The organism is Maribacter sp. (assembly GCF_049667165.1).
Lineage (GTDB): Bacteria > Bacteroidota > Bacteroidia > Flavobacteriales > Flavobacteriaceae > Maribacter_A.
Map to the genome: position 1 here is coordinate 1 of NZ_JBATHS010000281.1, position 14,655 is coordinate 14,655.

The window sequence follows — 14,655 nt, forward strand, 5'->3', positions numbered from 1 at the left end:
AAACCGCTTGGTTTCCAAAGGTTATGGAGAATCGCAACCCCTAGTGAAATGCAAGACCGAAGCCGATTGTACAGAAGAAGACCATGAATGGAACAGACGCTGCGAGTTTGTCATTGTACAGTGGGAATAGCCCCTCAAAATCGCCCTCAATTTCATTAAGCAAAGGGATTTCGGTCAGGTCGAGCGGACATTTATACACTTGAGCTTCTTAACTCAATGACATTGATCTTACCCCCGAGGAGAACATTTACACCGTCGAATTATATAGCAATTTATCAATACATATAATTGCTTAGGCCCTATGGTTTTGAAAACCTTTGGGGACTTTTCTTTTGTGGCGGCATTCTTCTTATCTTAGTACATAAAACAATCTAGATGGATTTAAAGTTATCCGAAATAAAATCCAAGGAAATCATGCCCGGCTACCATGGCAAATTGGTACATTCAGAAAATATGTCCATCGCTTTTTGGGAGGTGGAACAAGGGGCCGTAGTTCCTGAACATTCACATAAAAATGAACAGATCATGCAGGTGTTGGAAGGCCTGTTTGAATTTACCCTCGAAGGGAAAACAAAAACATACCAACCGGGAGATCTGGTGGTCATCGGACCACATAAAGAACATAGTGGCAAGGCATTGACGCCTTGTAGATTAATGGATGTTTTTAGTCCGGCCCGTGACGAATACAAATAAGTAAAAATGAACATTTCACTCAAAGGCAAGAACGCCCTCGTAGGAGGCAGCAGTAGGGGTATCGGAAGGGCCATTGCCCAACAATTGGCAGAAAGCGGGGCGAATGTGACCCTTATGGCCCGAAACGAAAAACAACTCAAGGCCATCATACAGCACTTGCCCACAAAAGATGGGCAAAAGCACGATTATCTTTTGGTCGATTTCAACGATTTCAATGCGTATACCAAAACAATTTCCAAGTTTTTCAAAAACCAGCATATCGACATCTTGGTGAACAATACGCAGGGACCCAAGGCCGGTGGTGCCCAGGACATGAAGATTCCCGATTATCAAGAGGCCTTCGATGTTCTTTTTAAAAGTGTGGTGCTCACCACACAATTGGCTTTGGAACATATGATGAAAAATCAATGGGGTCGGATCATTAATGTCGCTTCCATTTCGGTAAAGGAACCACTATCCTATCTGGCCCTTTCCAATTCAATACGGGCCGCTCTGGTCACTTGGGCCAAGACCTTGGCCACAGATGTCGCCGCAGATAAAATTACCGTAAATAGTATACTGACAGGATATTTTGATACGGAACGCATCAAGAATCTCATTGCGACAAAAGCCCAACAATTGGGTATCCCCATCGAGGAGGTCCGAAGTACTATGGAGCAACAGGTACCCATGAAAAGAATTGGCGATCCCAAGGAATATGGCTTTCTTACGGCGTTCTTGGCATCAGAACAGGCCTCTTACATCACCGGAACCCAAATTCCCATTGATGGTGGGTTGTTGAAATCCCTTTAATATCACTCACTTATATAAGTGTGTAGCACCGTTTACTCAATCAACCAAAGCATTGCCTCATTTATTGTTGCCGTTGGCATAGGATTTGCACACTTTTGTTTGTAGAACTCATTTAAACTTTTACCATTCGCTAAAAAATTGTCCTTTTTTGCCCATTTTTTGTCTTTTTTTCCTTCCGTAGCCCTGCTATGCAAATCAAAAAAGTCTTTTAATGACCAAAAAATATCGAATTTTCGCTTGAAAGTAAAAAGTATAAATCAGTTCATTAATTTTATGTATATGAAGCATCTCTTGATCCTAGTAACCGTAATCCTATTTTCCCAAATGACACATTCCCAAAAAAGCGATGAATCTTACGAAGTTCTTTGGAAAAGTGTTCAAAAATTTGAGAATGAAGCTTTGACCAAATCCGCATTGGAAGTCGTTAGAACAATTTATGGTAAAGCGAAAAAAGAAAAGAATTCTCCCCAAATAATCAAATCACTTTTATATACTTCAAAGTATGCCCTCACGTTGGAAGAGGATGCCCAGTTACAGATCATCAATGACTTTAAAGAAGAGATCGCAACTACAAAAACACCCACAAAAAATGTGCTGGAAAGTTATTTGGCGAACCTATATTGGCAATATTTCCAGCAAAACCGCTATCAATTTTACAACAGGACCAAAACGGAGACGAAAATCGATTCGGTCGACTTTCGTACTTGGGACTTGACAACACTATTTGGGGAAATCAACGTTCACTTCGAAAATTCCCTTGCAAATCCCAAAGCATTACAACAAATTATGGTCGATACGTTCAAGGAGATCATCATTGACCAAAAAGGGTCTGAAACGTATCGCCCTACCCTATTCGATCTTTTAGCCCATACCGCCTTGGATTTTTATAAAACCCAAGAAACGAACATTACACGGCCTGCCCAAAAATTCGAGATCGATAATCCTAAAATATTATGTGAGGTAGAAGGATTCATAAACCAAAAGGTAGACACCACCGACACGACTTCATTGCAATCTAAAGCCTTAGAGGTATACCAACAATTGCTCAGGTTACACGCTGAAAACAAGGATACGGAAGCCTTGGTGGATGTCGATTTGGAGCGCCTGAAATTTGTATATCAGAATGCTGTTTTCCCAGATAAGGGGCAACACTATCTGGAAGTGTTACAAAATTCAGTGGCAAGTACAGTACCCCATGAAACGTCTGCCCTATACCAATATGAAATCGCTTCGTTATACTACCAATGGGGCAATGGGTATGCCCCTAAAACCAACACAGAACAGCAGTGGAAACAAAAAGAAGCTATTGCACTTTGTGATGCTGTAATCGGTGAATTCCCAAAAAGCAAGGCAGCGGATAAATGTAGGGATCTTAGAGCGACCATTTTGGAAAAAAGCCTGGGCCTGACCACCGAACAGTTCATTCCCATCAATCAACCATCCCGCATCTTGGTCAATTATAAAAACCATGACCATTTGCTCCTCTCAGCGTATAGAATCACCCCTCAGGATCTAGAGAAACTGAATAAACTCTATCCAGAACCAAAGAAACTCGCTTTCATCAAGAATTTGAAATTGACCAAAACCTGGGAAGCTGGTTTAAAGAACGAAGGTGATTACCAAAACCACAGTACTGAAATCATCCTACCCGAGTTGAAAAATGGTTTATACCTTGTTTTGGCCACTCCGACAAATGATAACAACACGTTTGCCTACACCGATATACAAGTCACCAATGTGGCCTTGGTAGAGACCCGTTCACAATCGCACCATATCTTTCAAGTAATCGATAGGAATAACGGGCAACACAAGGATGGGGCACTACTGAAATTAACGTACCAAGAGAATTATGACCGTGCATTCTTTACAAAAACGTATACCACCGATAATCTGGGCCAGGTCAAGATTCCATTACCCAGTAAACGATGGACGAGTGTCAAGACCATGATCACAGCAGGGGATGACGTCGCCTATTTCGGTGATTATTATATCGACCAAAAAGTAAATTCAAGGATACTGCACGAAATTGACTACAACGCTTTTTTATTCACGGACCGAAGTATCTACCGCCCCGGACAACCGTTATATTTTAAGGGTATCGCCGTTGTCCGCCAAAATGGTGCCTCAAACGTACAACCGGATACCAAGGTTACCGTTACCCTTCGTGACGCCAATTATCAGGAAGTCGCCCAACAGGATTTTATAACGAATGATTATGGTTCCTTCACGGGTGAATTCATAGTGCCCAACAATGGCCTAACCGGCAATTATGCCTTAGAGGTAAGTTCCAAGGAAATACACATTAGCGGGAATACCGATTTCTCCGTAGAGGAATACAAACGTCCAAAATTTGAGACTTATTTTGAACCAATAGCCGAAACTTTTAAGGTAAATGATAGTATTACCATAACAGGAAAAGCCGTAGCCTATGCCGGAAGCAATATTAGCGATGCCAAAGTCACCTATCGCATACGACGCATTGTGAATTTCCCAAGATGGTTTTACTGGTACCGCCCATATGTTACTTCCGCTCCCCAAGAAATTGCCCATGGGGAGACCATGACCGATGCTTCGGGTGCCTATAGCATAGATTTTAAGGCCATTCCGGATACTAGCGCTGATAGGGAAAGTTTGCCCATTTTCAATTATGAGGTGACCGCCGATGTTACCGACATCAATGGGGAGACCCACAGCACGGCCACAACGGTACGCGTAGGCTACCATGCGCTTACAGCCCGTATTATTGTCGATGAAACGTTAGACAAGGACAGAAAAGACAATACCATTACCCTCAACACCCAAAACCTGAACGGGCAATTTGTACCCACCAAGGGGACCCTGAAAATATATACACTAGTGTCCCCTGAAAATGTATTGCGGAATCGTCCTTGGGAAGCCCCAGAATATGCAGGTTTTACCAAAGAAACGTTCAAAAAACTTTTCCCCCATGATGCCTTTAACAGCGAACATGATCCCAGACAATGGAAGAACGGGACCTTGGTATTGGAAAAATCCTTTGATTCAGGTATTTCCACAGAAATAACGCTTGACCCTATTAAAAAATGGGCCTCGGGAACCTATCGCCTTGAGCTACAAGCTAAGGACAAGTTTGGACAAGTTGTCAAAGACGTCGCCCAAACAACACTCTTTAGTGAAAAAGACAAAACCCTTGCGGACAAATCTCTTTTTAGGGCTAAAACCGACAAGGAAAGTTATTCCATCGGGGAAACAGCGAAGATTACATTGTTTTCAAGTGCCAAGAATCTGGAGGTAACCCTCACTATTGAAAAAGATCGGAAAATCATTAACACCCAATTGATTCGGCTAAACCAAGATTCCAAGTCCATCATGATTCCAGTCAACAAGGAAGACCTTGGCGGCTTTTCAATCAATTACAGTTTTGCAGCCTATAATTCCTTTATTTCAAACACCATACCCATTGTGGTCCCTTACCCCAAAACCGATTTGGAAATCGAGACCTTGATTTTTCGCGACAAATTGAAACCCGGCACCGATGAAACCTGGCGCTTCAAAATCAAAGGCCCAAAAGGTGAAAAGGTAGCTGCCGAGGTCTTGGCCAGTATGTACGATGCATCCTTAGATGCCTTTAGAGGGCATTACTGGGATTTCCACCCAGTATATACCCCAATGTATTATTCCAACTACCAAAGTTATGCCCATCAAAGTTTCGGGAATACCTCATTTAGAGCGTACAATGGCAATGAATATCAAAACCATTATAAACCGCAATACTATGACACCTTCAATTGGTTTGGATTGCATTTTGGATATGGTTCTCAATTAAGAATGTACAGAGAACGTGCCGTTATGAAATCAGCTGCACCTCCGCCTGCCATGGAGGTTATGGCAGACAGCGCAAATTTGGATGAGGTTGTGATGTCAGAAGCTGATATGGAAGGAAATGTCGCAGGAGCTGAAATCGTGGACAAACCCAAAGAAGAAGATTTGGGCGATGTACCCATTCGTAAAAATCTTCAGGAAACCGCCTTCTTCTTTCCTCAATTACAAACGGACAAAGAGGGGAATGTCTCCTTTGGTTTTACTTCTCCTGAGGCCCTTACCCGGTGGAAATTGCAGCTCTTGGCACATACCAAATCCCTACAAAGTACCATTAGCACCATGGAGGTCGTGACCCAAAAAGAATTGATGGTCATTCCCAATGCCCCACGATTTTTACGGGAAGGTGACCAAATAGATATCAGCACCAAAATCGCGAACCTAACTGATAAGAATATATCAGGTATGGCGTATTTGGAATTGGTCGATGCGCTAACAGGGGAAGACAAAACAGCGCAATTACTGGTCGGTTCTCCCCCTGCCGATAATTTGAAGGGAGTTGCCTTTTCCGTTGATTCCCTTGGCAACACCCAGGTCACATGGCGGTTGAAAATCCCCTCAGATGTGCAAGCTGTCCAATATAAAATTATAGCCAAAGCGGGTGACTTTAGTGATGGGGAGCAAAATGTGCTGCCGGTTTTGACCAATCGTATGCTGGTGACCGAAACCTTACCCATGTGGGTGCGTGGCAATCAAACCAAGACCTTTGTTCTTGAGAAGTTGAAGGATAATACCTCAACGTCATTGAAACACCATAAGCTTACTTTGGAAATGACCTCGAATCCTGCATGGTATGCCGTACAGGCCCTACCCTATCTTATGGAGTACCCTTATGATTGTAACGAGCAATTGTTTTCAAGATATTATGCCAATTCCCTAGCGAGTCATATTGCGAATAGCACACCCAGGATCCGGGAAGTATTTGACCAATGGGCGAATTCGGATGCCTTATTGAGCAATTTGGAAAAGAACCAGGAATTAAAGTCACTTTTAATCCAAGAAACCCCTTGGCTCCGGGATGCGCAATCTGAAACCGCCCAGAAAAAACGGATCGCCCTATTGTTCGACCTGAATAAAATGAGGAATGAGCAGGCCAATGCGCTACAAAAACTCGAACAAAACCAAATGTCAACCGGGGCTTGGGCCTGGTTTAAAGGCGGAAGGGAAAACCGGTTCATTACCCAACACATCATAACAGGACTCGGACATTTAAAAAAGTTAGATGTCACCCTGAGCGCAGTCGAAGGGAAAGAGATGATAAATAACGCAATTAGCTATTTAGATCGGGAATTCATCTACGAATACGAGCAAATGAAAAAGTATGCAACCAATCTGGACGATGACCATTTGAGCCATACGCAATTGCATTATCTGTATATGCGCAGTTTTTTTAAAGACATCAAGACTTCTAAAAAAGTAGACGAAATCACTGCATACTATCTAGGTCAAGCACAGAAATATTGGACCAAACGAAGTTTGTATTCCAAAGGGATGATTGCCTTGATCTTACATCGAAATAAAGACGCAACATATACAGGGAAAATTCTTCGTTCATTAAAAGAGAACAGCATCAATTCCGACGAATGGGGTATGTACTGGAAAGAAAACACCAGTTCTTGGTATTGGTACCAAGCCCCTATCGAAACACAAGCGTTATTGATTGAATCATTCTCTGAGATTGAAAATGATACTAAAACCATAGACAATCTTAAAATCTGGTTGTTGAAAAATAAACAGACCAACCAATGGAAAACGACCAAAGCTACCACCGAAGCGGTATATGCACTTTTGTTACAAGGTAGCGATTGGCTTTCTGTTACCGATGCCGTAGAAGTTTTAGTAGGAGGTGAGAAAATTGATCCATCTAAATTGGAGAATGTCAAAGTCGAGGCAGGAACTGGTTACTACAAAACTTCGTGGAACAATAACGAAATTGAATCTAAAAAAGCAGAAGTACAACTTGCCAAAAAAGGTGATGGCATCGCCTGGGGTGCTCTTTACTGGCAATATTTTGAGGATTTGGACAAAATTACTTCAGCTGAAACCCCATTGCAATTGAAGAAAAAACTCTTCTTGAGAAAGTATTCAGATACAGGTGAGGAAATAACCGAGATAACCAATGAGACCAAATTAAAGGTCGGTGATCTCGTACGGGTTCGTATTGAACTCAAGGCAGACCGCCCTATGGAGTTTGTTCATATGAAGGATATGCGGGCCGCTGGCTTGGAACCCATAAATGTGCTATCACAATACAAATGGCAAGATGGTTTGGGATATTATGAGAGCACCAAGGATGCCAGCACCAATTTCTTTTTCGATTACCTGCCCAAAGGCGTATTTGTATTTGAATATGACCTTCGTGTAAACAATGCGGGTAATTTCAGTAATGGCATTACCACGATCCAAAGCATGTATGCCCCTGAGTTTTCAAGTCATAGTGAAGGGTTGCGGTTAAAAGTGGAATGAACCGTTTTTATACATCGCCATAGCTTTTGGCAAACTCACTCAAGGTGTGGTTTCGCTCACTGAAAGCAGGACATTCCTAACGGGTTGTTTTTATACTAAGGGCAATCATCTAGTTTAGAGGTATAACTTTTAAACCAGAACATCATGAAAAATTCATTACGTATTACCGTGAAAAAGCCTTGCTCCGAAAAATTTGAAAATTTCAGTAAGACCGCCAATGGTGGATTTTGCAACAGTTGTGAAAAAGAAGTGATCGATTTCACCAATATGTCCCAATCAGAATTAATGCCTTATTTTTGTCATACGAATCGGAATATCTGTGGTCGCTTCAAGACGTCACAACTTACGGATTATAATAGAAACGAATTGAATCATAGCGGTATGAATATATTGTCAAAAGGTATTGGGGCAATGACTTTTTCATTGCTGTCATTATGCACGCTCTCGAGCGTAAAGGCGCAAGAACTATCAACAGGGAACACTACGGTGCACACAGAACTTGTTGCTACTGCAAACCATGTTGCGAATAATAGCATCAGTATTGAAAAATACACGGTTAAAGGCACTGTATTGGATGAGGATAATTTGCCGCTGCCCGGGGTTTCAATTGTTTTGAAAGGAACAACAACGGGAGTATCCACCGATTTTGAGGGTAGGTTTGAGTTTCCGATAACCTTGGAAGCCAATGATGTTTTGGTTTTCAGCTATTTAGGCTATGATGCAAAGGAATACAGGGTACCGAATAGCAAAACGGACACGATAGAAATTACCATCATCTTTGAAGCCACCGATATTGAGCTTATGGGCGAAGTGGTGGTCGGTGGTGCCTACGTTTCAAAACGTACTATATTTCAAAAATTCATCGCCCTTTTCAAATAATGAGATCTATTCTTCTGCTTTTTATATTGGTTAGCGGTTTATCCCAGGCCCAAGAATTTGAATTCAAGGACATCGATTTTAGGAAAGCGGATAGCTTAGCCTTGGCCCACAAGGGCCAATATTTAGACAATTTGCCTGTACTGACCCAAAAACTAACTGCTGATTTATCGACGGACGTTGAAAAGTTCAGGGCGATTTACACGTGGGTCAGTACAACGATTGAAAATGACTATGGGTCGTACCTCGTTACGACCAAAAAGCGCAAAAAACATGCGAAAGATCGAGTGGCTTATATGGCTTGGAACGACCGGTATACGCCAAAGATGTTTCAAAAGATCATTAAGGAACAGAAAACAGCTTGTACGGGTTATGCCTATTTAATTCGTGAATTGGCGCATATGGTCGACATTGATTGTAAGATCATTAATGGGTACGGTCGTACCCCAACCTTGCATTTAAGTCATGAAAGTCTTCCGAACCACTCGTGGAATGCGGTTCAATTAAACAATACATGGTATCTATGCGATGCTACTTGGTCGGCAGGAAGCACCATTCTTGATGAAGATGGACCTAGGTTCAAGGCGGCATATTTTGACGGCTATTTTCTTGCCGATCCCGCATTGTTCATTAAAAACCATTATCCGCTGGAAGCGGAATGGGCATTACTCCCTGAACCGCCAACTTTTAACGAGTTTATCGAGGGACCAATCGTATATAAAGAGTCTTTTATACCCCATATTATACCGCTATCACCCACTGTAATGCGTATTGAAACCATTAAGGACGCACCTGTTTCCTTCCAACTGCAAACATCGAAGACCTTTGATGGAAATCGTTTGGGTATGTCCCTGTTCAATGGTATTGCAAACGAAAACGTGCACCCCATAATCCTACAGGACCAAACCGGATTCGCATTAAAGTATGTGTTTGAAAGGTCGGGGCTATTTGATGTACATATTCTGTTGGATGATGCCATCGTAGCAACCTATGTGGTCAAGGTAAAAAGGAAATGACATCATTCGATTTCACCCGCTGATCCAGTGGGGCCAAATTCCCTAAATAAGGTTCTCCATATGTAAAACACATCCGTATCTCCAATAATATATCTTGAACCATAGCATCCACTACTTTTTCAATGGCCTACCTACACGTGTTTTTTGAATATGTTCTATGGGTCTACTCCATAGCGGATTTAGCAATGTGGTTACCAAGATACGAAGCGTTCAGACACCCCAAACCAGTCGTCATGCTCAAGAAATTCAACGTTATGCCGAACAATAAAACCTATAAGTTGCTGAAAATAAAATAATTACAGCTAACCAAGAATCCAATTTATTATTATATTTAAGGCAACAACAACTAAACCGATGTATTATGAACACAAAAGTCTTTATGGTCTTACGAATACTTCTAGGCCTATTTATTCTGGTCTTCGGCCTCGATAAATTTTTCCACTTTGTACCCATGGACAATAGTGCCATGAGTGAAGCTGCCATGGGCTACATGGGAGGCTTGGCAAGCACAAAGACGGTTTATCTGGTGGGCCTTGTGGAAGTTTTGGCAGGATTAGCATTTTTATTCAATAAGTACGGGGCTCTGATGGCCCTTATCCTGATGAGTGTATCGATCAATGCGGTTCTTTTTCATGCAACCTTGGAACCGGGCACCATCCCAGGGGCTTTGATTTTACTGGTCTTGAATGTCGTGATGTTGATAGGCTACAAAGACAAGTATAGGGATTTGTTAAGAGGATAACTTGAAGCATTTATGGTAAAAAGCGGTTTCGAATCTTAATGGAACCGCTTTTTCTATTGTTTTGATTTCGGTGGATATTTTGACAATACCTTCGCCACAATGTCCTTTAGCTTACGCTCCCGTTCTACAGGGGTTGCTTTTTCATTGAAACCGCTCTTGCTTGTGGCCTGCCAAAACAATTGCTCTTTTTGGCTGTCGACAAAATCGAAAATGATTTCCCGCTGTACTTTGGCCTGTCCTACAGGAATGCCCACAGACACCCCTCCACCGACATTTCTTCCGACACCCCCTACCCCCAATCCGACCGAATTGTTCCTTGGGGTTTGATAAAATCGACTCTGAATGTTGATGAGGAAATCAGGTTCTTCGGAAAGTCGCAATCCCTTGGTTTGCATTGCCATATCCAGCACATTCAAAAAGCGTTTTTCTTCCAATTCACCCAGGCCTGTTTCCATATCACTATAATAATTATAGGTCGCGTAATTCGAAAAATCGGTTTCCTTTTCATAATCGGTATGTACACGAACCACATGGCAAGCAGATAATGAGGATAATGCAACGACCAGCATTGTATATATGATGCCCTTCATCAGCATAGTTTTTCCTAAATTTAAAGAAAATCTGCTCGTGAAGTGAAGAAAACGCTCTTTATTCGATTAACTGTTGAGTAGGGTCCAAAGCCTATCCTTTAGTTCTTGGATACCAAATTGGGACACCGAGGAAATGAACATATAGGGGACTTCTGAAAAATCCTTGTCCAATTCAATCTTCATTTCGTCCATCAATTCCTTATCGAGCATATCGCTTTTTGAGACGGCGACCAAGCGCTGCTTGTCCAAAAGTTCCGGATTGTATCGACGAAGCTCATCCAATAGAATCTCATATTCCTTACTGATATCGTTGCTGTCCGCAGGAATCAAGAATAAAAGCATGGCATTACGCTCAATATGCCTGAGGAAATAATGCCCGAGCCCCTTCCCTTCTGCTGCTCCTTCGATAATTCCCGGAATATCGGCCATGACAAAACTATGAAAATCACGATGTTTCACGATACCCAGGTTGGGCTTTAACGTGGTAAACTCATAATCCGCTATTTTGGGCTTTGCCGAAGTAATTGCCGCCAATAAGGTAGATTTGCCCGCATTGGGAAAACCGACCAAACCCACATCGGCCAAAACCTTTAACTCCAATACAACATCTATTTCCTGACCTTTGACCCCAGGTTGTGCGTAACGGGGGGTTTGGTTCGTAGGGGTTTTAAAATGCCAATTGCCACGTCCGCCCATACCTCCTTCCAACAGTATTTTCTCTTCATCCTCTTCGGTGATCTCAAAAAGTACTTCATTGGTTTCCGCATTTTTAAAAACAGTGCCCAAGGGTACATCCATATAAATATCTTCCCCGTCCGCACCCGAACTTCTGTTCTTGCTACCGTGACTTCCATGACCCGCCTTAAAATGTCGTTTGAACTTAAAACCTACCAGGGTCCAAAGATTTTTATTGCCCCGAACAATGATATGCCCACCTCGACCACCATCACCCCCATCAGGACCGCCTTTGGTAATGTATTTTTCCCGATGCAAATGCGCAGAACCTTTTCCTCCATTACCAGAGCTGGCATGGATCTTTACGTAATCAACAAAGTTGCCTTCGGTCATTTTTGGAGTTTATGGTTTATAGATTATTAGTTTATGGTTACTTTATACTTCAAACAACTTGCTTCAAGACGTAGTAAAAGGGTTTTCAAAGCGCTGCGATTCACACTGATCAACTTAACTCCTTGTTGTTTAAATAGGTTATTCCTATATTATTAGGTAAAATCAAAGATTTTATGTTCGTGTTGTTCCCAAATCAACGGGTATGAAGCAACTTTGAACAACTCCTCATAATCCCCTATATTCAATGGTCTAATGACGACCAACTTGCCTTCCAGCTATATGGTTGAAGATTGATATTGATCAATGAAACACAAACAAATCAACCCATAAACGCTTTTCTTATAATTCCTCGATAACTTTGCCCAACCTGCGGGTAATGTCTTCGATGGCTCCGATACCATTTACACTGTGGAACTTGCCTTGGGCCTCATAGTACGCTTGCAAGGGGGCCGTTTTTTGGTTATACTCCTCAAAACGATTTCTGATCTTCGATTCGTCCTGATCATCCGTTCTACCACTCACTTTACCACGTTCCAAAAGACGTTGTATCAAAACCTCATCATTGGCATCAAGGGCAAGGGTAGCATCGATTCTCATTTCCCTTGATTCCAAGAATGTATCCAAGGCTTGGGCTTGTGCCACTGTTCTAGGGAAACCGTCAAAAATAAATCCACTGGCATCAAGATGGTTTTCTACCTCGTCTTGCAACATCTTTATGGTCACCTCATCAGGTACCAAATCGCCTTTATCCATATATGATTTGGCCAAATTTCCCAGTTCCGTGCCATTTTTGATGTTGTAACGAAACACATCCCCGGTTGAAATATGCTGTAAATTGTACTGGTCTTTTAGAAACTCGGCTTGGGTACCTTTTCCAGCACCTGGCTTACCGAAAAGAACAAGATTGATCATATGTTTTTGATTTAATTGGTATACTTCCCTCAGGTTACGACCCAACTCATTATAATCAAGTCCGTAGCCCACAATAAACTTATCGGGGATATCAATGCCAACATAATCTATGGTATACTCCCCATTGTACACTTCGGATTTGTAGAATAAACTTGCTATTTTATATTCCGCTACATTGGTCTTGTTGAAGATATGCACCAGTTCCTTGAGTGTACGACCCGAATCTATAATATCTTCAAGAATGATCACACTCCTGCCTTGTATGTTATCCGGTGGGTCCAATAGGGACTCCACAATCCCCGTAGAGGTCAAGCCCTGGTACGAGCTTAATTTTATAAAGGATACTTCACAAGGATATGGATACGCCTTGAGAAAATCGGAAACGAACATAAAAGCACCGTTTAGGACACCTACAAAAACAGGGGTCTTATCCTTATAATCGACGGCAATTTTTTCAGCGATCGATTTGACTGCAGTAAGAATCTGTTCCTCACTGAGATAAGGCTTGAAATATTTATCGTGGAGTTTTATCAATGGACTATCGCTTTATAAGATGGCAAAGATACCATTTTGATTTCTCTTTTTGAATCTCAACCCTTGAGTTTTAAGAATTCGATGTATTTTTGTTCCAGTTACCCGTTGAACATTAACCCAAACCACATAAAGCACACCATGGATTATTTTTCTTCCAACTTTAAATTAGGGATATTAGGCGGTGGTCAACTGGGCAAGATGATGCTGTATGAAACGCGGAAATTCGATATTCATACGAAGGTCATGGACGCTTCCAAGGATGCGCCCTGCAAAATTGCATGCGATGAATTTTTTATCGGGGACCTATTGGATTTTGATGCTGTATACAATTTTGGGAAAAAGGTCGATGTTCTTACCATCGAGATTGAAAATGTAAATATAGCCGCCCTTGAGAAGCTTGAACATGAAGGGATACAGGTCTACCCCCCTGCGGCGACGTTACGCATTATCCAAAACAAGGGAAAACAAAAATTGTTCTACGTAGACCATGACATTCCTACGGCCTCTTTTTCACGCTTTGCCTATGCCAGTGAAATCAAGGAAAGTATTGAGCATGAGAGCCTGGAATTTCCCTTTGTTTGGAAGAGCGCCCAGTTTGGCTATGATGGCCAAGGGGTGAAAATCATTAGAAACATCAAAGATTTGGAAGGGTTGTCACCAGGGGAATGTATCGCTGAGGAACTCATTCCGTTTAAAAATGAACTCGCCGTTATCGTGGCCCGGAATGTCAAGGGCGAGGTGATTACCTATCCCGTGGTTGAGATGGAGTTCCATCCCGAGGCCAACCAAGTCGAATATGTCATATGTCCTGCCCGTATTGATGAGGACGTGGCCAATAAAGCCCTCGAAATTGCCCTAAAGGTCTCAAAACGCTTAAAACATGTAGGGGTATTGGCGGTAGAAATGTTCCTGACCAAGGAAAACGAGATCTTGGTCAATGAGGTGGCCCCGAGACCCCATAATAGTGGACATTACAGCATTGAAGCAAGCTATACCAACCAATTCGAACAGCATATTCGGGCCATTTTGGATTTGCCCCTGGGCAATACCAACAATAAAGTAGCAGGAGTCATGGTCAATTTAGTAGGCGCGGAAGGGTATACAGGTG

Annotated in this window: 10 protein-coding genes; 7 read left to right on the forward strand and 3 right to left on the reverse strand. The window is 42.2% G+C overall.

The annotated features are described in order from the left end of the window. The first annotated feature begins 375 nt into the window (after positions 1–375). The 6 genes from WBM98_RS13480 (at position 376) to WBM98_RS13505 (ending at position 10,443) form a co-directional block, all read left to right on the forward strand. Positions 376–693 (forward strand): cupin domain-containing protein, encoded by a 318-nt coding sequence (locus WBM98_RS13480; protein WP_424366543.1) that lies wholly within the window; start codon positions 376–378, stop codon positions 691–693. 6 nt (positions 694–699) lie between these two features. After that, complete coding sequence (locus WBM98_RS13485) at positions 700–1,485, forward strand: SDR family oxidoreductase (protein WP_424366544.1); 786 nt, start codon at positions 700–702, stop codon at positions 1,483–1,485. 279 nt (positions 1,486–1,764) lie between these two features. Beyond that, positions 1,765–7,809, forward strand: coding sequence for an alpha-2-macroglobulin family protein (locus WBM98_RS13490; protein WP_424366545.1), 6,045 nt, complete (start codon positions 1,765–1,767; stop codon positions 7,807–7,809). A 144-nt stretch (positions 7,810–7,953) separates the two neighbouring features. Further along, positions 7,954–8,688, forward strand: coding sequence for a carboxypeptidase-like regulatory domain-containing protein (locus WBM98_RS13495; protein WP_424366546.1), 735 nt, complete (start codon positions 7,954–7,956; stop codon positions 8,686–8,688). Continuing rightward, positions 8,688–9,701, forward strand: coding sequence for a transglutaminase domain-containing protein (locus WBM98_RS13500; protein ID WP_424366547.1), 1,014 nt, complete (start codon positions 8,688–8,690; stop codon positions 9,699–9,701). The genes WBM98_RS13495 and WBM98_RS13500 overlap by 1 nt, the downstream gene beginning before the upstream one ends. Positions 9,702–10,062: 361 nt before the next feature. Further along, positions 10,063–10,443: a DoxX family membrane protein gene (locus tag WBM98_RS13505; protein WP_424366548.1), complete on the forward strand. Its 381-nt coding sequence runs from the start codon at positions 10,063–10,065 to the stop codon at positions 10,441–10,443. Between the two features lie 53 nt (positions 10,444–10,496). On the opposite strand, the gene WBM98_RS13510 is transcribed toward WBM98_RS13505, so the two are convergent. The 3 genes from WBM98_RS13510 to WBM98_RS13520 form a co-directional block, all read right to left on the reverse strand. Further along, positions 10,497–11,033 (reverse strand): DUF4136 domain-containing protein, encoded by a 537-nt coding sequence (locus tag WBM98_RS13510; RefSeq protein WP_424366549.1) that lies wholly within the window; start codon positions 11,031–11,033, stop codon positions 10,497–10,499. A gap of 66 nt (positions 11,034–11,099) precedes the next feature. Then, a complete protein-coding gene (gene obgE / locus WBM98_RS13515; protein WP_424366550.1) occupies positions 11,100–12,101 on the reverse strand; it encodes a GTPase ObgE in 1,002 nt (333 codons plus the stop codon). Positions 12,102–12,440: 339 nt separating this feature from the next. Then, the gene (locus WBM98_RS13520) at positions 12,441–13,547 is read right to left on the reverse strand and encodes an adenylate kinase (protein ID WP_424366551.1); all 1,107 of its coding nucleotides are present in this window, start codon (positions 13,545–13,547) and stop codon (positions 12,441–12,443) included. 138 nt (positions 13,548–13,685) lie between these two features. On the opposite strand from WBM98_RS13520, the gene WBM98_RS13525 reads away from it, so the two are divergent. After that, a partial coding sequence (locus WBM98_RS13525; protein WP_424366552.1) for a 5-(carboxyamino)imidazole ribonucleotide synthase occupies positions 13,686–14,655 on the forward strand: 970 nt, incomplete at its 3' end.